This window comes from Emticicia sp. 21SJ11W-3 (assembly GCF_024138715.1).
In the GTDB taxonomy this organism is placed as follows: domain Bacteria; phylum Bacteroidota; class Bacteroidia; order Cytophagales; family Spirosomataceae; genus Emticicia; species Emticicia fluvialis.
The window spans coordinates 2,587,774-2,609,259 of record NZ_CP092074.1 but is presented as its reverse complement, the minus strand read 5'-3'; the positions used below and the strand labels follow the sequence as shown (position 1 = coordinate 2,609,259).

General features: G+C 41.9%; 18 protein-coding genes. 12 read left to right on the top strand and 6 right to left on the bottom strand.

Translation table 11 applies throughout. The annotated features are described in order from the left end of the window. Nucleotides 1-124: 124 nt before the first annotated feature. The 3 genes from MB380_RS11055 to MB380_RS11045 all read left to right on the top strand — a co-directional run bounded on the left by MB380_RS11055 (nucleotide 125) and on the right by MB380_RS11045 (nucleotide 5,111). Nucleotides 125-1,654, top strand: a complete 1,530-nt coding sequence (locus MB380_RS11055; protein WP_253522247.1) for an alkaline phosphatase family protein — start codon at nucleotides 125-127, stop codon at nucleotides 1,652-1,654. A gap of 34 nt (nucleotides 1,655-1,688) precedes the next feature. Further along, the gene (locus MB380_RS11050; protein ID WP_253522245.1) at nucleotides 1,689-3,713 is read left to right on the top strand and encodes a beta-L-arabinofuranosidase domain-containing protein; all 2,025 of its coding nucleotides are present in this window, start codon (nucleotides 1,689-1,691) and stop codon (nucleotides 3,711-3,713) included. A 249-nt stretch (nucleotides 3,714-3,962) separates the two neighbouring features. After that, entirely contained in the window at nucleotides 3,963-5,111 is a 1,149-nt protein-coding gene (locus MB380_RS11045) for a DUF1624 domain-containing protein (protein ID WP_253522243.1), read from the top strand. A 33-nt stretch (nucleotides 5,112-5,144) separates the two neighbouring features. On the opposite strand, the gene MB380_RS11040 is transcribed toward MB380_RS11045, so the two are convergent. Further along, on the bottom strand, nucleotides 5,145-5,897 hold the full coding sequence (locus tag MB380_RS11040) for a DeoR/GlpR family DNA-binding transcription regulator (RefSeq protein ID WP_253522240.1): 753 nt from the start codon (nucleotides 5,895-5,897) through the stop codon (nucleotides 5,145-5,147). Nucleotides 5,898-5,951: 54 nt separating this feature from the next. Here MB380_RS11040 and nudK point away from each other — a divergent pair, with 54 nt between their 5' ends. Then, nucleotides 5,952-6,536, top strand: coding sequence for a GDP-mannose pyrophosphatase NudK (gene nudK / locus MB380_RS11035; RefSeq protein WP_253522238.1), 585 nt, complete (start codon nucleotides 5,952-5,954; stop codon nucleotides 6,534-6,536). Nucleotides 6,537-6,542: 6 nt separating this feature from the next. Here nudK and MB380_RS11030 read toward each other — a convergent pair whose 3' ends face one another. From MB380_RS11030 to polA, 4 genes are all read right to left on the bottom strand, one after another. Continuing rightward, nucleotides 6,543-7,499: a glycosyltransferase family 9 protein gene (locus MB380_RS11030; protein WP_253522237.1), complete on the bottom strand. Its 957-nt coding sequence runs from the start codon at nucleotides 7,497-7,499 to the stop codon at nucleotides 6,543-6,545. Beyond that, the gene (locus MB380_RS11025; protein ID WP_253522235.1) at nucleotides 7,496-8,395 is read right to left on the bottom strand and encodes a lysophospholipid acyltransferase family protein; all 900 of its coding nucleotides are present in this window, start codon (nucleotides 8,393-8,395) and stop codon (nucleotides 7,496-7,498) included. The genes MB380_RS11030 and MB380_RS11025 overlap by 4 nt, the downstream gene beginning before the upstream one ends. Beyond that, nucleotides 8,395-9,012, bottom strand: a complete 618-nt coding sequence (locus MB380_RS11020; protein ID WP_253522234.1) for an NTP transferase domain-containing protein — start codon at nucleotides 9,010-9,012, stop codon at nucleotides 8,395-8,397. Before MB380_RS11020 ends, MB380_RS11025 begins: the two co-directional genes overlap by 1 nt. 157 nt (nucleotides 9,013-9,169) lie before the next feature. Beyond that, entirely contained in the window at nucleotides 9,170-12,031 is a 2,862-nt protein-coding gene (gene polA / locus MB380_RS11015) for a DNA polymerase I (protein ID WP_253522232.1), read from the bottom strand. 109 nt (nucleotides 12,032-12,140) lie between these two features. On the opposite strand from polA, the gene MB380_RS11010 reads away from it, so the two are divergent. After that, a complete protein-coding gene (locus MB380_RS11010; protein ID WP_253522230.1) occupies nucleotides 12,141-13,652 on the top strand; it encodes a vanadium-dependent haloperoxidase in 1,512 nt (503 codons plus the stop codon). Between the two features lie 66 nt (nucleotides 13,653-13,718). Next, entirely contained in the window at nucleotides 13,719-14,273 is a 555-nt protein-coding gene (locus MB380_RS11005) for a YbhB/YbcL family Raf kinase inhibitor-like protein (RefSeq protein WP_253522228.1), read from the top strand. A 64-nt stretch (nucleotides 14,274-14,337) separates the two neighbouring features. Here the strand turns inward: MB380_RS11005 and MB380_RS11000 are convergent, their stop codons facing one another. Then, on the bottom strand, nucleotides 14,338-14,949 hold the full coding sequence (locus tag MB380_RS11000; RefSeq protein ID WP_253522226.1) for a 7-carboxy-7-deazaguanine synthase QueE: 612 nt from the start codon (nucleotides 14,947-14,949) through the stop codon (nucleotides 14,338-14,340). A 243-nt stretch (nucleotides 14,950-15,192) separates the two neighbouring features. Here MB380_RS11000 and ispG point away from each other — a divergent pair, with 243 nt between their 5' ends. From ispG to MB380_RS10970, 6 genes are all read left to right on the top strand, one after another. Beyond that, nucleotides 15,193-17,163 (top strand): (E)-4-hydroxy-3-methylbut-2-enyl-diphosphate synthase, encoded by a 1,971-nt coding sequence (gene ispG, locus MB380_RS10995; RefSeq protein WP_253522223.1) that lies wholly within the window; start codon nucleotides 15,193-15,195, stop codon nucleotides 17,161-17,163. A gap of 16 nt (nucleotides 17,164-17,179) precedes the next feature. Beyond that, nucleotides 17,180-17,371 (top strand): DUF6728 family protein, encoded by a 192-nt coding sequence (locus tag MB380_RS10990; protein WP_253535561.1) that lies wholly within the window; start codon nucleotides 17,180-17,182, stop codon nucleotides 17,369-17,371. Between the two features lie 10 nt (nucleotides 17,372-17,381). After that, complete coding sequence (locus MB380_RS10985; RefSeq protein ID WP_253522221.1) at nucleotides 17,382-17,738, top strand: MmcQ/YjbR family DNA-binding protein; 357 nt, start codon at nucleotides 17,382-17,384, stop codon at nucleotides 17,736-17,738. Between the two features lie 4 nt (nucleotides 17,739-17,742). Continuing rightward, the gene (locus MB380_RS10980) at nucleotides 17,743-18,297 is read left to right on the top strand and encodes a tetratricopeptide repeat protein (RefSeq protein WP_253522218.1); all 555 of its coding nucleotides are present in this window, start codon (nucleotides 17,743-17,745) and stop codon (nucleotides 18,295-18,297) included. A gap of 9 nt (nucleotides 18,298-18,306) precedes the next feature. After that, nucleotides 18,307-18,726 (top strand): gamma-glutamylcyclotransferase, encoded by a 420-nt coding sequence (locus MB380_RS10975; protein WP_101726954.1) that lies wholly within the window; start codon nucleotides 18,307-18,309, stop codon nucleotides 18,724-18,726. A 173-nt stretch (nucleotides 18,727-18,899) separates the two neighbouring features. After that, on the top strand, nucleotides 18,900-21,392 hold the full coding sequence (locus MB380_RS10970; protein ID WP_253535486.1) for a DUF5686 and carboxypeptidase-like regulatory domain-containing protein: 2,493 nt from the start codon (nucleotides 18,900-18,902) through the stop codon (nucleotides 21,390-21,392). Nucleotides 21,393-21,486: the final 94 nt, after the last annotated feature.

Below are 21,486 nucleotides of genomic sequence, written 5' to 3'. Positions count from 1 at the left end.
TTATTCACGCATAAAAATAGCCTGAATATATTTTAATCCAGTATTTTAGCGGGTATAAACCGAAGGAATATCCATTCGGTTTATACCCTGTTTTTTGTCCGATAACCTGAAACCCATTCCATCTATGAAATCTCTACTGCGGCAGGCATTGGCCTTTGCTATATTATTGGTAAACTGTTTTACTGCCCCGGCACAGCAAACCAAAGAACTACGAACCCTGATTATATTTTTTGATGGCTTGCGGCCGGATTACATTACTCCTGAGGCCATGCCCAATTTATACGCTTTCAGTAAGAAAGCCGCTTATGGTAAACAACATCATAGTGTGTTCCCAACTGTTACCAGAGTAAATGCTTCTTCGTTTGCAACAGGCGGCTATTGTAAAGCGCATGGTTTAATGGGTAATACGGTGTTTTTCCCTGCTGTGAATAAAACACAGGGCCTGAACACCGGTGATGCCGAAAATCTGGATAAAATTAATGATTCTGAAAACGGAAATTTGCTTACAGCTATATCTTTAGGAGAGATTCTGACCAAGGCAGGAAAAAAAATGATGGTTTTTAGCTCAGGTTCAACCGGTTCGGCTCTTTTACAGAATCATAAAATAGGTAATGGCGCGGTTATCTCAACAAGCATGATCAGACCAGAATCTTTAAAAGCTAAAGTTTTGAGCGAAGTGGGCCCTGTTCCACCTAGTGTAAAACCAAAACCCAATACGCAGCTTAATAAATGGATTGCCGATGCTGTTATGAGATATGCCATTACCCTGGATGGCCCCCTTGTCAGTTCTGTATGGTTTACAGACCCCGACGGCACAGCCCATACTTTTGGCATTGGCTCAGACTACGCCATGGAATCAATCAAAGTGGTAGACGAACAGTTCGGGCGTATTCTGGCTGATATTGAACAAAAAGGGCTAACGAATAATTTCAATATCCTGATTTCAGCTGACCACGGTTTTGCAACCTTCATCGGCAAAACCAATGTGGTTGATTTCCTGATTAAAGAAGGCCTGAAACAAAATAAAGACAGTGAAGACGTAATCGTAACTGAAGGTGCCATTTATGTGGAAGACAAAAGTAAAATCAAATCAATTGTTAGTCGCCTGCAATCGCAGCAATGGGTTGGCGGTATTTACACCAAAGCAGCAAAACCCGGAAGCACACAAGGCATTGTTGAAGGCACCTTATCTTTTGAGACCATTCATTGGAACCACCCAAGCCGCACTGCCGACATATTGGTTGACTACAACTGGAATGATGATAAGAATGACAAAGGCTACGCTGGCACAAGCTATGCCAAAGGCGTAGCCGGGCATGGCAGCATGAGCCCTTATGAAGTGCATATAGCGCTTCTGGCCTATGGCCCAAGTTTCAAAAAAGCGTATGAAAGCAGCCTGCCCACCTCAAATATTGACCTGGCCCCTACCATATTACATTTGCATCAACTACCTATTCCGGCCTCTATGAACGGCCGCGTTTTTTATGAATTACTGAATAGTAAAAATGCGCCCAAACAGCCCGCCGTAAAAGTAGAAACCATAAAAACCAAAGCAATTTATGATGGTGGTTCTTATGAACTAACCTTGCAGCAAACAATTCTGGGTAAATATCGCTACCTTGATTTCTCTAAAGTAACGCGTACATCAAAATAATGCTGATTTAATCTTTTCAACCTTAAATAACACCATGAAAAAAAACTTGCTGGGCATTTTGTTAATTGGCTTGTCTGTAGGTCAGGCTGAGGCGCAAAATTCTTTTTACATCGGCAATAAAGCGCCTCTTGCGCCACTAAAATACATAGAGTTGCCCTTGGGTGCGGTAAAACCAAAAGGCTGGCTGCATAAGCAACTGACCATAATGCGAGACGGTACCACCGGGCATCTGGATGAATATTATCCCAAACTGATGAAAGATAACGGCTGGCTGGGCGGTAAGGGTGATGCCTGGGAAGAAACCCCCTATTGGCTCGATGGCGCAGTACCTCTGGCCTATTTGCTTGATGATGTAAAGCTGAAAGCCAAAGTACAACAATACATTGATTGGGTAATAACAAACCAGCGACCAAATGGATACATTGGCGGCATAACAAAAGCTGAAAGAGCCGGTAAACCCATGACCGATTGTAGCCAGGGAGAAGACTGGTGGCCTAAAATGGTGATGATAAAGGTATTGCAGCAATATTATACGGCTACAAACGACAAGCGGGTGATAAACTGCCTGAGCAGGTACTTTAAGTATCAATATAATAGCCTTAACGGCTGTCCGCTTGCGAAATGGACAGAATGGGCAGAGGCGCGCGGTGGAGACAACCTGATGTCAGTCTATTGGTTGTATAACCTGACAGGCGAGAAATTTCTGTTAGAGCTTGGCGATACCATTTACAAGCAAACTACACCCTGGACAGACCTGCTGGGTAAACGCAACTGGGTAATGCAGGCCGCCGCCAACCAGACAGACGAAAAATGGATGACCAGGCACGCAGTTAACGTGGGCATGGGCATTAAGCTGCCAGCTATTTATTATCAGGCTACAAAGAATCCTGATTTACTTAAAAGTCTGAAAACCGGCTGGACAGACATCATGACGCTGCACGGCTTGCCAAATGGTATGTATTCGGGCGATGAAGATTTACATGGCAACGATCCCACCCAGGGCATAGAACTTTGCTCTATTGTTGAAACCATGTTTTCAATGGAACAAATGATTTCAGTAACCGGCGACCCACATTACATGGATGCCCTTGAACGTATGACCTATAACGCCTTGCCTACGCAAACTACCGACGACTTTAATTCGCGCCAATACTTCCAAATAGCCAATCAGGTACAGGTAAGTCGTGGGGTTTTTGATTTCTCATTGCCTTTCTGGCGTGGTATGTGCAATGTATTTGGTCCTTATGCGGGCTACACCTGTTGTACTGCTAATATGCACCAGGGTTGGACAAAATTTACGTCGCACCTGTGGTATGCCACCCCAGACAAAGGGCTGGCCGCCTTGCTTTTTGCTCCTAACACCATAACAGCCAAAGTAGGCGACGGCACCCAAATAAGCATAGCTGAAGAAACCGGTTATCCGTTTGAAGACCAAATCAATTTTACAATCAGTACACCCAAAGCGGTTGATTTTCCATTAGAAATTCGCATTCCTGTTTGGTGCAAGGAAGCCGTATTGATACTCAATGGTGAAAAACTGAAAACCGAACAAGGTGGAAATATAGCAAGAATTAAACGTGTATGGAAAAACGGAGACAAACTTACCCTGCAATTACCAATGGAAGTTAAAACAACCAGTTGGGCAAAAAACTCAAAGGCCATTGAACGAGGGCCGCTGGTTTATGCACTTAAAATTGAAGAAAGCTGGTCGCAGAAAGAAATAAAAGAAGAAGGCACTTATTATGAAATTCAGCCCAAAAGCGACTGGAATTACGGTTTGCCCCTCTCTATTATTCAAAAACCTGTAGAAAATACAAGCGTTGTGGTAAAGCCGCCAACAGATGCCTTTGTCTGGAACAGCGCCAATGCCCCTGTTGAAATAAAAGCAAAAGGTAAAAAGATACCTGCATGGCAATTAGTAGAAGGCGTTGCCCGGCAACCGGTTACCCCGCGCGACGGTATTTATCTGGGTGAAGTAGATAAAAAAGAAGAAACCATTACGCTTATTCCTTATGGTTGTAGTAAGTTAAGAATTGTGGCTTTCCCGGTTGTTAAATAAAGCATTTACAGATACCCATACATCACCTTTACAGACCTGAAAATTTGTAAAGGTGATTTTTTTTTAATTCCTGACGCAACGAAAATACACTTTCTTTCGTAAAGCATTTTAATTTAAATATTTTTTAATAAAATTGTATTTGTAAAAGTTTCTTTCACTTTCAAGCGGAGAAGTTTTACTGAGTAATTGTATTGAGATGAATAACGCTTCTAACCTACCTGGAAAGAACCTATAGCCAACTTACTGAAAATGCGAAGAATTAATTCTATTGACTTCACGCGGGGTCTTGTTATGATTATTATGGCATTAGACCATACCCGGGACCTGCTTCACATAGGGACAGACCCTACCGACTTGTCTGTTACTACTCCTCTCTTATTTTTTACTCGCTGGATAACCCATCTTTGCGCGCCAACCTTTGTGTTTTTATCTGGTGTATCTGCTTATTTGTCATTTCAAAACTCTGAATTGAAAGAAAACCAGAAGTTTCTTGTTAGCAGAGGCCTTTGGCTGGTTTTGCTTGAGTTTACGATAGTCGGGCTAGGTATATGGTTTGACCTGAAGTTCCGAACGCTGTTCTTTCAGGTTATCGGCGCAATTGGCATTGGCTTTATTCTTCTGGCACCCCTGATTCGTTTAAGTTCAAAAACCATTCTGATTATTGGTTTAGCAATTATCTTCCTGCATAATCTATTAGGCTTATTGCCATTTAACCAGCCACCCTATTCTTACCTGGCACCTTTATTTACGTTTTCTGTTTTTCAGTTGTCAGATACCCACGTATTTGCAATTAGTTATCCTCCAATACCGTGGTTTGGTATAATGCTGCTGGGTTATGGCTTTGGTGGAACCGTTTTCAGCTTATCGCCCCGTAAACGGAAAACCCTGCTGTATAAGTTGGGCTGGCTTTCGCTGCTCTTGTTTGTTGTGTTGAGATACATAAATATTTACGGAGACCCTATACCCTGGAAAATTGACCGTGACCCGGTTTTAGTGATTATGTCGTTCCTCAATGTAACCAAATATCCGCCTTCTCTTTTATATACTTTAGTAACACTGGGTATTTGTTTCATTATCTTATCAGTGAGTGCCAATAAGCATGGCAAATTCATTAAGATAGTGTCCACTTATGGTAAAGTACCACTGTTTTATTACTTAATCCACTGGTACATTATTCATACAGCAATGTTAGTGATGCTGTTTTTTCAGGGTTTTGAGTTCAAAGACCTTGTTTTCGGTTCGTTTCAGTTTGGAAAACCCAAAGCCCCTTCAGGTCTTGAAATCTGGTACATATACCCTATCTGGCTTGGTATTGTTGCGTTGCTGTATCCGATGTGTAAGTGGTATGCCAGCTACAAGGCAGAGCATAAAGAAAACAAGTGGTTAAGATATCTATGATTTTATAATTGAGGCCCGGTTTTCGGGCCTTTTTTAATTCAATACCCTGATGCCGTAGCTTTCATAGCGCTTCATTAGTTCTGCATCTGCCTCTTTATCGGTTATCAGATACTGCGCCATAGTTAATGGTGCAAACGGCAAGTACTTATCTTTTTCTAATTTGGTAGAATCGCACAAAAGAAAAGTTTCCCGGCTGTATCTGGCCAGGGTTGTTGATATTTCTGCTTCTTTCTCGCTGGAAGCGCTCAGCCCTGTGGCTATAGAAATACCGTCTACGCCTATAAATGCCTTATCGGCCCGGTATCTTGCAAAATGCTCAATTGCAACAGTGCCGTGGCTTGCCTGCCGTTCCATATCAATTTCACCACCCGCAAAATTCAAACTTACTGCCGAATTGAGCAGTGCATTAACAACAGGTATAGAATTAGTAACAACCTTTATATTCATGTTTCTGATAAACGGACATAACCTGTAAACAGTACTGCCGCAGTCAAGAAACACCACGTCTCCTTCTTGTATAAATGAAGCCGCTATCTGGCAGATATGGTCTTTCTGTTCGCTTCTCGTGGCCGATTTATTAATAAAGCTTACCGGGTCTTTGGCCAGACTAATTTTCATAGCCCCGCCGTGTGTACGGTAGATTAACCCTTTTTCGGCAAGTGCGGCCAGATCACGGCGAACTGTTATTTCTGAGGTATTCAAAAGAACAGCCAGCTCTTTTACATCAGCAGAGCCAGATTCTTCCACTTTTTCTAAAATAATGTGTTTTCGTTCTTGAAAATTCATACTTAATTTTTACATTTGTTCAAAAGTAATCAAAATAAAACACAAACAATCAAAATGAATCCTAAAGTTAGAAATCTGAGTACCGAGGTCTTGTCAGATAACTGGTATATTCTTCGCAAAGTAACATTTGAATGGCAAAAGAAAAACGGAGAATGGCAAAAACAAAGCCGCGAAGCCTACGACAGAGGTAATGGCGCAACAATTTTGCTTTATAACAACAACAGCAAAACGGTCATACTTACGCGGCAGTTCAGGATACCTACCTACGTAAACGGAAACGAGAGCGGTATGCTTATTGAAGCATGTGCAGGCTTGTTAGACAAAGATAATCCGGAAGATTGCATTAAACGCGAAACAGAAGAAGAAACAGGATACCACATTAACCAGGTACAAAAAGTATTTGAGGCCTATATGTCGCCGGGGTCTGTAACTGAAATCCTTTATTTTTTTGTGGCCGAATACACCAAAGACCAGAAAGTAACCGAAGGTGGCGGGGTAACCGATGAAGAAGACATTGACGTGCTGGAACTAGACTTTAGCAAGGCAATGAAAATGGTGCAGAACGGTGAAATTAAGGACGGCAAAACCATTATGCTTCTACAATATGCGCAAATCAACCAATTAATAAAGTATAATTGATAATCGCTAAAACTCAATTTTGTTTATTTCGAGGTTATTCATACACTTAAAGTGGCCTTTAGGGCATTTACTATACCCTATTTTTGAGCAGGGTCTGCATGGCAGGCCCTTGTTTTCAATAATACTGAATTGTGTCTGATACGGATACATACCAAATTCAGGTACTGTATTGCCCCAGATAGAAACTATTCTTTTCTTTAGTGCCGATGCTATATGCATAAGGCCGGTATCATGGCTTATTACGTATTCAGCCTGCTGCAATATAGAGGCCGACTGGTTTAGATTATATTTACCGCAGGCGTTATAGACCTTGTTACCCATTGCATTGGCTATTATGTCGCCGTTGGGTTCATCTTCTTTACCACCCAGCAGCACAATTTTTTTATCAATTTTACTGCACAATTCAATAATTTTTTCGGTAGGTAGTTTTTTTGTAAAATGCTGCCCGCCTATGGCATAGGCAACAAATGAAGGCGTATCACCAATAACCTGAGATAGATTTACTTTATGTTGTTCGGGTATAAAGTAATCAAGCCCTTTGTTGTCGTTTATTACACCCAGGCTTTCAACGGTTTTCAGGTTTCGGTCTACAATATGCACATTTGGCATACGGTTGATTTTTAGATTAACCAGCAGCCATTTTTCAAAATTCAGCTTGTTATAGCCAAACGAAGGTTTTCCTAACCGAAACTTGATAACCGATGTACGCAGGTTATTATGCAGGTCTATTACATAATGGTAGTTCTCTGCTTTCAGGGTTTCCACAAAATTATTCAGCGGGCCATCTAGCAGAAAATACTTATCTATATACGGATTATTCTCAACCAGCACCTTAAATTGCTTTTTGGTAGCAAAATGTACCTCAGCATTGGGGTATTGCAGTTTCAGGCACCGCACAACGGGTGTGGTGAGTATAATGTCTCCGATGGAAGAAAACCGTAAGATTAAAAACTTAGTTTTCACTCTTTATAATTTAAATCAATGTATTGGCCGTTTACTTTTTTGTATTTCCAGCGTTTATGAGACCACATCCAGGGCGATGGGTCCGCCTTTATATCCCGCTCCAGCTTTTGCGCGTGTGCTGCAATAATATCACCTTTGGGCAATGTGTTGGGGGCATCGCTGATCATATCAAAAACAGCCTTGTATTGGCCTCTGCCTACTCTTTTTATACAGCCATAAACCACCGGAATGTTGAATCGACGCGCAAATATTTCTGTACCAATAAAAAATGAAGTTTCCTGATTCAGAAACATCGTCCAGAATGCTCTGTCTGGCGGAGCAGACTGGTCATTGGCAAGCAGCAGAAGAAAAGGGTCTTTTTCTGCTTTTGTGATTTTTTTTGACGCTTCTTCCATCGAAATCATTTCAACCCCGTATTTCGACCTGAAATCAAGAAACATCCGGTCAAAATAAGTGTTGTGCTGTACTCTGTAAACCGTTTTTATTTTAAACGGAAGCAGAAATGGCAACACCTGGTTTACCCACTCATGGTTGCCGTAATGACCCGTTGAAACGATGCAATTTTGCCCGTTTTTATAGAGCTCCAATACTACTTCCGGGTTTTCAATACTTACTCTTTTCAGCAGCGCCTCTTTTGATATAGTAAGGCACTTGAACATCTCCAGAAAAAAATCAACAATATACTGATAGAAGTCTTTTTCAATTGCCAACAATTCAGCTTCACTTTTCTCAGGAAAACTGTTTTTCAGGTTCGTTCTTACTACTTTTTTCCGGTAACCAATTACATAATAGATTATCAGGTAGCAAAAATCAGAAAGCAGATACAACAGCGGAAAAGGTAAAACCGAAATAAAGTATAGAAAAGGTAACGAAATATAATAACCAACTGCCTGCATTAGTTCTGATTAAAATTTGACAAAAAATTCCTGTATTCTTCAATTGTGTCAAGGTCAAATTTACCTTGCGGAAAATCTATGTTAGCGGTTTTATCCTGATGCGCCATTATCACTTTTTTGGCTCCGGTGTCTCCTTTCAGCTCAAGTAAATCGTTAAACATATTTCTTTTAAAAAGAACAGGTATCCCCAGCTGCCCATCATAATGGCAAGCCACTATGTCTGGGGTTTCGTTTGTGGTGCTCATGTTTTCCTGTGCTTTCTTAATCAGGTGTTCTATCAGCTCAACAGATACGTAAGGCATATCTACTGTAAGAAAAATAACGGCTTCCAGGTCTTTAAATGTCATGTAGGCACCAACCAGCCCCATCTTTAGCGAACTGGCCATGCCATCCTGCCAGTTTGGGTTATCAATCAGGGTAACAGGCATACGCTCCAGTTCTTTACGCACCAACGCTTTATTAGCCCCCAGCACTACCACAATCGGATAACAGGGTGTATCCATGGCCATTTCTGCTACACGCTTCATAAGCGATTGCCCCTCAACATGCAACAATTGTTTTGGGGCGCCCATGCGGGTAGACCCCCCTGCTGCTAAAATAACTATACTTACGTTCATTTACTCTACTTAAAGTGACTAACAAGCACTGTTTTAGATTATATAACCCCAGAGCCTCTGCACGGTTTACACACCCAACTATTAGGTGCTGCAACCGGTACATGAAAGCAACCATTATGGTGGTTATAAAATTTACTTAAATTAAAAATTTTCAATATCAATGGGCTTCCAGCCAGTTGCTGCCAACACCCATACCGGTTTCCATCTTTACTGGTAACGGAATTGCCGTACACATGAGTTCATCTACCTTCTGTTTCAGGTAATCTACCTCACTTTTAAGGGCATCAAAAACCAACTCATCGTGTACCTGTAATATCATTTTCGACTGCAACTTTTCTTTTTTCATAAAGTCATGAATATTAATCATGGCAACCTTTATCATATCTGCTGCTGAACCTTGAATGGGCGCGTTAATGGCGTTTCGCTCAGCAAAGCCCCTGTCTACCTGATTCTGAGAATTAATATCTCTCAGATACCTGCGTCGGCCCATAATGGTTTCAACATATTTGGTTTCGCGGGCTTTATTGATGGCATTATCCATAAAGGTTTTAATCTTCGGAAACTCAACCCAGTAGGCATCAATTATGTCTTTGGCTTCACCTCTCGGAATCCCCAGGCGCTGTGCTAATCCAAAGGCCGAAATACCATAAATAATACCGAAGTTTACCATTTTGGCTTTCCGGCGCATATCAGAGGTTACCTGGTCTAAAGCTACCTTAAACACTTTTGAAGCCGTAGTTGAGTGAATATCAATACCCTGGTTGAAGGCATTAAGCATACTGTCGTCTTCACTGAATGCAGCCATGATACGCAATTCAATCTGCGAGTAATCGGCAGAAAGTATCACATGGTTTTCGTCTCTTGGTATAAATGCCTTTCTGATTTCACGGCCACGCACCGTGCGAATCGGTATATTCTGCAAGTTCGGGTTAGTTGAACTCAAACGACCCGTAGCAGCTACAGCCTGATTATAGGAAGTATGTATTCTTCCCGTTTTCTTCGATATCAGTGCAGGAAGGGCATCAACATAAGTACTTTTCAGCTTGACCAACTCACGGAAATCCAATATCTTTCTTACAATTTCATGTTCGCTTTCCAGCTTAGACAGCACGTCTTCACCGGTTGCATATTGCCCTGTTTTGGTTTTCTTGGCGTTTTTGTCCAGTTTCAGTTTTTCAAACAGAATCTCGCCTAATTGTTTCGGCGACGCCACATTAAATTCTCCACCGGCCAGCTTAAAAATATTCCCCTGAATTTCCTGAATATCAGTATCAAGCACGCGCGACATTTCGTGCAGTGTCTCCATGCTTACCCTCACCCCTGCCATTTCCATATCGGCCAAAACCGTTACCAGAGGCATTTCAACATTGGCCATTAGTTTTTCCTGCTGCTGGCTCGTATTCAGCCTTGGCGCTAATACCTGTTTCAGTTGCAAGGTTACATCTGCATCTTCCGCGGCATATTCTTTTATTTTCTCTGGTTCGGCCTGGCGCATAGATAGCTGCGTCTTGCCTTTTTTACCAATCAGGGTTTCAATAGAAACCGGTTCATAGTTCAGATAAACATTGGCCAGGTAATCCATACCATGCCTTTGCTCTGGCTCAATAATATAATGGGCCAGCATGGTATCATACAGTTTGCCTTTTACTTCAATGCCATAATTTTGCAGAATCATCAAATCATACTTAATGTTCTGGCCAATTTTCATAATGGCTTCGTTCTCAAAAACCTCTTTAAATTCCTGTACAATGGCTAATGCCTTTTCCTGATTTTCAGGCATAGGTATATAATAGGCCTCTCCTTTTCTGTAGGCAAAAGACATACCTACTATTTCGGCATCAATGGCATCTACCGAGGTAGTTTCAGTATCAAAACAGAATTCATCCTGCTGCGATAAATAATAAATGAGGCTTTTACGGAGTTCTGGCGTATCAATCAGATAATAATCATGTACAACTGTTTCAATGGTATCTTTATTAGAAGCGTAATGCGCCGCAAAGCCCTCTTCATGCTCTTCCGGAAAAAGATTTCCGGCCGGCGCCGACTCAAACAAAGATATCTGCTCACCTGACTTGGCGCCTATAGCCGATTTTTTGCCGGCATCTGCACTGCCTGTGGCTTTGGGTGCTGGTGCTGCTCCAGGTTCGTCTGGCAAAAGCCGCTTTCTTAAGGTTCTGAACTCAAGCTCATCAAGCAACGGCGAAAGTAACTCTACGTGAGGCGGCATAATTTTCAGCCTGTCGGCCTCAAACTCTATGGGTACGTTCAGTTCTATTTTAGCCAGTTCTTTAGAAAGCAAGGCTATTTCCTTATTATTCCTTACCGATTCACCCAGTTTTCCTGTCAGCCGGTCGCTATTAGCAAGCAGGTTCTCAATAGTGCCGTATTCTGCTACCAGTTTGGCGGCGGTTTTTTCGCCAACTCCAGGCACGCCGGGTATGTTATCAACGGCATCGCCCATCAGGCCAAGTATATCCACCACCTGGTCTACATTTTTTATGTTCCAGCGGGTGCATACCTCATTGGGCCCCATTATCTCAACATCCTTACCCAGAATAGCAGGCTTATACAAGTAAATATGTTCTTCTACCAACTGCCCGTAGTCTTTGTCGGGCGTCATCATGTAAACCTCAAAACCATCTCTTGCTGCTTTTTTGGCTAACGTACCAATAATATCGTCAGCTTCGTAGCCTGGCAACATCAGGGTGGGTATATCCATCGCTTCTACCAGTTTTTTTACGTAAGGTATGGCTACGGTAATATCTTCGGGTTGTTCCTGCCGGTTAGCTTTGTACTCAGGGTACATTGTATTTCTGAAAGTGCCACCGGGCAAATCAAAAGCCACGCCTATATGTGTAGGTTTTTCTTTCTGAATCACCTCCAGCAACGAATTGGCAAAGCCAAAAACACAGCTGGTGTTCAGTCCCCTAGAGGTAATTCTTGGTGCTTTCAGAAATGCAAAATGGGCCCTGTAAATAAGGGCCATCGCATCAAGAAGAAATAGTTTTTTGTCCGGCATTACTTAAATTGTCTAAAAAATTGTTGCAAAAACCTTTTCTAAGTCAGATTTTTGTCGAAAATAGAAATAAGGTTCAAATATTCGTCTTTTTTATAAATATGTCTCAACTATGAAGAAATCTTTTTTGACTGGAATTTTAATCATAGTTTATTTAGGAGTATTTGGGCAACAAAAACCAACTGCCAAATCCACAACAACTGGCAAGCAAGTACCGGCCGCTAAAAAAGCTAATCCTCCTAAAACAACTGCAAATGTAAAGCCTGCAACTGTAAATACACAACAGGAAGAAGAAATTGAAGAAATTGACGACGCATCGGCCGCAGATTCGGCAAATGTAGGTTCAACTTTCAGAAAGAAGGAGCCTCAACGTAAATACAATTACGAGACCTCTGACCTGATGGTGCATTGGCATGAGCTCATTTTTGATTTAATTGAACAAACCCAGGGCTACAGCCCCAATGTAGCCGCACGAAACACCGCTTACATTAATATTGCGGCTTACGAGGCAATTTTACCAGCCTACACCGACAATTTTTCGTTATCGGGTCAGTTACAGGATTTCAAAAAGCCCGACAGCCTCTTTATAGACAGCACCGATTTCAACGCCCCTCTGGCTGCCTCAACAGCCATGTTTACCATGGTCGACAAAATGTTTGTGTCGTCTCCGTTTATCTGGATGGAAAAAGTCTATGCCCTTAAAGATTCAATCAATAGTTATTTTTCAAAAAAATTACCAACCGAAACTGTTGAGAAATCGCAAAAATATGGTGTAAAAATAGCCAACTGGGTTTATAATTATTCCATGACAGACGGTGGGCATAATACCTTTATGCGCACTTATGACATGAACTATAAATTGCCTGTTTGTACCTCATGTTTTGAAATAAACCGCGTGGCCGACCTCGAAAACACAGGGCCGCTGCATCCGTATTGGGGGAAAAACCGCACTTTTCTGCTTGAAAACCAGAATGGCGTTGATATAAAGCCAAAGGTTGAGTTTTCTATTTACCCCAGCTCTCAGTTCTATAAGATGGCTATGGAAGTCTACAATATTTCAAAAGAAGTAAAACCCAACAGTAAGAAACTGCAGATTGCCAATTTCTGGGACGACGCCGCAGCATTTACTTACTCGGCACCCGGGCACTCCATTTCTATTCTTACACAGGTATTGAAACAAAATCCGAAAAGCCTTGATGTAGCCGCCGAGCTTTACAGTAATCTGACAATTGGCCTGAATGATACTTTTATTGCCTGCTGGAAAACCAAATACGAGCAGAATTTTATCAGGCCTATTGCGTATATTAAACGCTATATTGACAGCAAGTGGGAACCAGCCCTGCTTACCCCGCCATTCCCGGAGTTTCCGTCGGGGCATTCTGCGCAATCGGCAACGATGGCTACCATCCTTACCGAAAAAATGGGCGACAACCAGAATTTTATTGATTACTCAAAATATTTTGTAGGTGCGCCCCGCAAATTCAGTTCTTTCTGGGAAGCAGCCAACGAATGCAGTATATCAAGGGTTTATGGGGGTATCCATTTCAGAGATGGTATAGAACAGGGTGCGGCAATGGGGAAAATGATTGGTAAAAATACATTGCGTCTTCAATATAAAAAGTAGGTATGTGTTTTTAAGAGACTCGGTCTAAAATTTATTGATAAACTCAAAACTAAAAACCAAATTGATATGAAAAAAACAGGTGTATATTTACTATTCGTGATGCTACTTGGCAATGTGGCATTGGCGCAGAACTTCACGTTAAAAAGCAATGACCTTGGTGGGCAAGCCACCATCAAAGAGTTTTATAATAGTTTTGGTTGTTCCGGTCAGAACATCTCTCCTCAATTATCCTGGACAGGTATTCCCAAAGGCACTCAAAGTTTTGCGGTTACCATGTATGATAAGGATGCCCCGACAGGCAGTGGTTTCTGGCATTGGGTGATATTCAATATTCCGGCAAACGTTACGGAACTGAAGGCCGGTGCGGGCGATATAAACAAATTTATTGCTCCAAAAGAGGCTATCCAGAGCATTACTGATTATGGTACAAACGGATACGGCGGCCCATGCCCTCCTCCGGGTGCCCCGCACCAATACCTCATTACAGTTTATGCTTTGAAAACAAAGCTTGATTTAGATAAAAATGCAAGCCCGGCCATAGTAGGTTTTAACCTTCATGCCAATGCTTTAGCTATAGCCTCTATTGTGATGTACGGGCAACGTTTTAAGTATGGGCAATAGTTGAACCTTAAAGGAGATTTTCTTTAGCCCCATCCCTTTAGAAGGGAAGGGGCATATTTAGGTTTCATGGAATATCCATATACTTATGGGTTTGCAGGCTCACTCTCCATTTGGGGTTTGCTTTTACATAATCAATAATCAGCGGTAGCATTTCCTGGTGCCTGCTCCATTCAGGTTGTAATAGCAAAATACAGTTTTCATTCATCAATGCCGCGTATTTCTCTGCAAAGGCAAAATCACTCTTGTTGTAAACGATTACTTTCAGTTCATTGGCCTGCTTATAGATGCTTTCATGTGGTGTTTTAAATTTCTTGGGCGAGAAACACACCCAGTCCCAATGCCCGCTCATTTCATATACGCCAGACGTTTCAATATTGGTTTTAAAACCGGCTTTTTGCAGTGAAGCCGTTAATTCATCAAGGTTATACATCAATGGTTCGCCACCTGTAATTACTGCCATTCTGCCTGTATAGGCCAAAGCGCCCTCAACAATTTCATCCACAGTAAATTGCGGATGAATGGAGGCATCCCACGACTCCTTCACATCGCACCATACACAGCCAACATCACAACCGCCTAAACGTATAAAATAGGCAGCTTTTCCCGCATGGTATCCTTCTCCCTGAAGGGTATAAAAAGATTCCATCACCGGCAGTTTAATTAATTCTGAAACCATTCAAGTATTTTTTTTGCAAAATTATCAATAATCCGGCATTAATGCGCAATCATGGCCGCAGCTTGCTTACAATCTTGATTTTTTAGAACAATGCATCATTAAATCACAAATTAAGGGTGTGTTTTTGGTATTTATCAGTCTATATCAGCGATTTTTCAATTTCTGATAAATTTTTCAACCTTTCTTACATAAAACTCGTTATATTCATGGTTAGATTTGCGTCAAAAAACAGAACATAAATAGATGTCTGAGTCTGAAAAAAAATATTGTGATTCGTTAACCGAATACACCCGTAGAAAAACCGTACAGGTAAAAATAGGTGATTTATGGCTGGGGTCTGACTACCCGATCAGGGTGCAGTCAATGACCACCATTGACACCATGGACACAACAGGGTCGGTAGAACAGTCAATCAGAATGATTGAAAGCGGTTGCGAGCTGATTAGAATTACTGCACCCAGCGTAAAAGAAGCACAGAATCTTGAAAATATTAAAAATGAGCTGCGCCGCAGGGGTTATAATACTCCTTTGGTGGCTGATATCCATTTTACACCCAATGCAGCCGAACTGGCCGCAAGAATTGTTGAAAAAGTAAGAATAAACCCGGGCAACTACGCTGATAAAAAGCGCTTTGAGTTTATTGAGTATACCGAAGAAAATTATCAGGCCGAACTGGAGCGAATCAGAGACCGTTTTCTGCCCTTAATAAAAATATGTAAAGAGTATGGCACGGCCATGCGTATTGGCACCAATCATGGCTCACTATCTGACAGGATTTTGAGCCGCTATGGTGATACCCCACTCGGAATGGTTGAATCTGCTCTGGAGTTTCTCAGAATCTGCGAAGACGAAAATTATTTCAATATCGTTATTTCGATGAAATCGTCTAACCCGCAGGTAATGGTTGAAGCCTACCGGCTGCTGGTGCAAAGGCTTGCCGCCGAAAACCTGAAACCTTATCCGTTACACCTGGGTGTTACAGAAGCCGGTGAAGGCGAAGACGGCCGAATCAAGTCGGCAATGGGAATTGGTACCTTATTGGAAGACGGCCTGGGCGACACCGTGCGTGTAAGTTTAACAGAAGACCCTGAGTTTGAAGCGCCGGTAGCACGTGCATTGGTAGACCGCTATGCCCATAGAAATGAAAAAGCGCAGCCCATAGCCCCAATCAATACTATACCTGTTAATCCTTACCAGTACCAAAGACGCGAAACACTCGAGGTTGGCAATTTCGGAGGGTTGAATGTGCCGAGAGTAATTGCTGATTTCTCTGGTACAATTGTTGAAAAGCACGAAGATTTAAAGCCAATAGGGCATTTTTATTTACCCTTGCCTGATAAATGGCGCATGAATGATATAGGTGCCGATTATATTTTTAGCGGCAAAACGCCTATTCCGTTTATGCTACCCAATGGCCTGAAAGAGATTCTGGATGCCGAAGCATGGAAGTTGCATGAAGACAAAGTCAATAAGTTTCCTTATTTTGATAGCGCCAGTCTTGCTGATGCCATTGCCGCGAACCAAATGCACCAGGCTATCAATTTTGTAAAAGTAACTCTGACCGATTTGTCACCAGCTTTTGCAGAAATAATAAAACAGCACCCTACTCTGGTGTTGGTGGTTGAAACAGCCAATGAGGCGGCCATGCCAGAACTACGTAAGATATACTTTGAATTACTGAATGCCGGAATCAAAAACCCGGTTGTTTTGAAACGCAATTACAAAGGCCTGGCAGAAGTAGATGCCCAGTTATATGCCGCTACCGATTGCGGCGGGCTTTTGGTTGACGGCTTCGGTGATGGCATTCTTTTATCGTTCGATAACCCTGCTGCTGCCAATAGCACATCGTTTGGTATTCTGCAGGCGGCGCGCACACGGATGAGCAAAACAGAGTACATCAGTTGCCCGTCGTGCGGTCGTACCCTGTTTGATTTGCAGGAAACCACCGCCTTAATACGCAAACATACCGACCACCTGAAAGGCGTTAAAATTGGCATTATGGGTTGTATTGTAAACGGGCCCGGAGAAATGGCCGACGCCGATTATGGCTATGTAGGCATAGGCAAAGACAAAATTGCGCTGTATCGCGGGCAAAACGTGGTGAAGAAGTCGGTACATGCCGACAACGCAGTCAATGAATTAATAGAACTAATTAAAGAAGATGGTCGCTGGTTAGAGCCTGAAGTATTAGAAATGGAGCTGCTGAACGACTGACAATTATAGAACCATGATGAATAAAATCAAACATTATCTGGCTATCGGGCCTGTATTTGCTTACTTTCTAAGGGTTTTCCGTAAAGACAAGGAAGGCAAATATCCGCATAGCTTCAATTTGAAAATGATGCACGGAATCAACAAAATTTCCATCATCATCTTTCTTTTCTGTCTGGTGGTAATGGTTACCCGTTGCGCAACACGTTAAACCCTGTGTTATGAATCTTGATTCGTTCAGAGAATTTTGTCTGGCAAAAAAAGGAGTTACTGAAGAAACACCCTTCGGGCCTGATGCGCTGGTATTTAAAGTAATGGGCAAAATGTTTGCCTTGGTTGGTATTGACAACCATCCGCTGGTTATCAGCCTCAAAAATACACCTGAAAAGAATGAAGAGCTCAGGGCAGAATATGACGGCATTACAGGGGCGTTTCACATGAATAAAAAACATTGGAACAGCGTAATAGCAGATTCACGTATAAAAGACCCGGTTGTGAAAGAACTGATAACGGAGTCATACGACCTGGTTGTTAAAAGTTTACCCAAAAAAACGCAGGAAGAACTCAAAAAAGAATAATCTCATGGAGGCTTTGCTGATTGGCATACCGTTTATGATATTTATCTATCTGAGAATCAGACTAGGTCAGGATGTTACGCCCCAGGAGTATGACGAAATCCTGTTCAAAGAAGGCGTAGTGTATTACAATAATGCCGACTATCTGGCGGCTTTCAGGTACTTCAACCTTGCGGTGCTCAACTATCCCAAATCTTCAACTGCTTATTTATTCAGAGGCAAATGTCATTATTATTTTGAGAACTGGGAAGCCGCTCTGGCCGACTTTGAAAAATCTATACGGATAGATAATGCACTGGCCGAAACTTTCCGTTGGAAAGCCCTGTGCCATTATCATCTTGAAGACTATAAAATGTCGCTTTTTGAACTTAAACGCGCTTCAAGAATGTATCTGGATAAAAACCCGGAAGTAATGAGAATGATTGGCGAGCTGGAGTTCAGAACAGCAGATTTTGAAAGTGCAGAAAAAAGTTTTAAAATAGCTGCCCGGTTGGGTGATAACCAATCTACTCAATTGTTAAAAACGCTTTTTTTTGAACATAGTAAAAAAGCATCAAGTTGAATCAAAGAAATGAATGAAAATCAGTATCTGTTTGTGTATGGTACTCTTTTGAGCGAGTACGGAAACATTGAATCGCACGATTGGATAAATCAGTATGCCGAACCTTTGGGTAAGGCAGCAATGGAGGGCAAAATGTATATGGTAGACTACTACCCGGGTATAATACCTTGCCCCAGCGGAGAAAAATACTTTGTAAAAGGAGAACTCTACCAATTGAAAGAACCTGACAAGCTGTTTTCTCTCTTAGACAAATACGAAGAGTACTACCCGATGGACCCTGACCACTCTGAATACGTAAGAAAAAAAGCCAGGGTAATACTGAAAAGCAATCAGCAGGAATACGAAGCCTGGGTGTATTATTTCAATCAGTCGGTTGAAGACCTTGAATTTATGCCCAAGGGAGATTTCATAAACGAATACCATAAATAGCGGCTGAATTACCGGCTCACAAAAACACAAAGTTGGCAGATAAACCCTGCCAACTTTTTTTGTATTTTTTCAACAATAACTATTATAAAAACACTTATTTTACTAAATAAGGCAACCTTTGGCAGAGCGGCTGCGTTTTATCTTATAGATTAGTGAATTCACCAAGATATGAAATGAAAAGACTTTACTTGTTGGTCTTATACCTTGCATCCACCATTGCTGCTGCTCAAAATTCTTACACTATTAAAGGCAAAGTAACAGACTTTGTTACGCATGACCCTGTACCGTTTGCCTCTATCAGCTTAAAAAATACCACCATCGGCAAAAACACCGATTTTGAAGGTAATTTTGTTCTCATACTTCCGGCACTCAATTCAGACTCCCTGCTTGTAAGCTGTATGGGCTATGCCAGTAAAACCGTTTTTATACGGCGCGACTCGCTATCCCAAACGGTCAATATCCAATTAAAACCAACCGAGATTCTGTTGCATGAAATCACCGTTCATGCCGGAGAAAACCCCGCCTGGGCTATTATCAGGAAGGCAGTAGCTGCCAAATCTGAAAACAATTTCAAGAAATTAAGCGCCTTTGATTACAAAAGCTATAATAAAATTGAGGTTGATATCAATAACATTACAGATAAGCTCAGAAAAAGAAAACTGGCGCAAAAAGTAAACAAAGCCATTGAAGAGCTGGGTACACTAACCGACGACGAAGGTAAGGCCCTGGTGCCTACGTTTATATCTGAATCGGTATCGCATTATTATTTCAGAAACGACCCCCGGTTATCGAAGGAAATAATAGAAAAGACCAACATTAAAGGCATTGGCGTTACTGATGGCAGCCTTACGTCGCAGTTGATAGGTTCTACATTTCAGCAATATAATTTTTATGTCAATCAGGTTGATATCCTGAACAAAACTTTTGCCTCTCCTATTGCAGACGACTGGCGCCTGGTATATGATTATTACCTGGCAGACAGCACCTACCTGGGCGACGATTTCTGCTACCGCATTGAGTTTACACCCAAAAGAAAGCAGGATTTAGCCTTTGCTGGCACCATGTGGATACATAAAGGCACCTGGGGAATTGTGCAGATAGACGCGGCTATCTCAAAAGATGCCAACCTTAATTTTGTAGAAAGAATTAAAATTCAGCAGGAACTTGAACCCGTAGATAATATCTGGATGCCCGTTAAAAACCGTATTCTGGTTGATGTCTCTGAAGTTACCAAAGGTTCAGCCGGGCTTTTGCTCAAGTTTACCAACTATAACGAAGATATTGTTTTAAACCGCCCCAAAGATGTAAAGTTTTATGCAAGTGGTATTGAGATATCGCCAGACTACCGCGAGACCGACAATAAATACTGGCAGTCGGTAAGGCCGGAACCATTTACAAGAGACGAGCAACTGGCCTATACCATGATAGACACCATCAAGACTATACCGGCCATTAAAAACTATACAGAAATAGCCAAGATTCTTACCAGTGGCTATACCCGCTTGTTTACAGGCATTGAGTTGGGCTCATTGGTTTACACAGGCGCCATAAACGATGTTGAAGGCGTGCGCCTCAGGCTGGGTTTAAGAACCAATTATGAGTTCAGCAGAAAATGGGTTCTGGAAGGTTACCTTGCTTATGGCACAAAAGATGAAGAATGGAAAATGAGCGGAGAAGTAACCCGTATATTTTCAAGAAAGCCCTGGACAACCATGAGCATGAAGGTTTCTCATGATATTGAGCAGGTAGGCTTGCGCAAGGAAGACCTGGGGTTGGGCCCTATTTTTTCGGCCTATATGCGTTTCTTCACTTTGAACAGACCGTATTATGAAAACGAAAACAGAATACAGTTTCAGAGAGAAGTATCAAAGGGCGTGTTTACCTCGTTTGGTGTAAGAACCCGCAGTTTCGACCCCCTCTATAATTTTCAGTACAGAAGTTTACCACACATGGGCGACACCTCGCCTCTTACCACGCGCTTTAACACATCAGAGCTGTTGTCTGAAATAACTTTTGCGCGTGACGAACTGGCTGTTATTAACGATAACGAAAGGCTCAGCTTTGGCACGGTTAAGTCTCCTACCATAACCTTTAAATATACACTTGGCGCCAAGAATATTCTGAATAGTGATTTTAATTACCATAACCTGATGGCCAAGTTCAGCCATACGCTTAATCTCGGATATTTTGGTAAGACCTACTACAGAGCAGAGGCAGGGGCCATATTTGGTACCGTTCCTTACCCATTGCTGAAAAGCCATCTCGGTAACGAATCCATTTTTATTGTCAGTAACTCTTTCAACCTCATGAATATCTTTGAGTTTGTCAGTGACCGCTACGCCACCGTTCGATACAATCATGACTTTGAGGGCTTGCTATTTAACCGTTTTCCGCTCATTAAAAAATGGAAATGGAGAACCTTTACCACCGGAAAATTTTTATGGGGTACATTAAGCGATAAAAACTATTCAATTACGCCCCCTAATTCTGATGCCGGCTTCAGGAATTTCTCAGGGCTGGGCAAAGCTCCCTATATTGAATTAGGCTATGGAGTAAGCAATATTTTTAAGTTTTTCAGGGTTGAAGCCATGCACCGCCTTACCTACCTTGACAAGCCGGATGTACAGCGTTTTGGGGTTAAGGTATCCGCCGAAATAACACTTTAAGCATTGTATTCTATTTTCAGGAAATTACCCAAAAGAAAAGGTTTGTTCAATCAATTGCTGAACAAACCTTTTTTTGATTACTTATTAAGCCAGG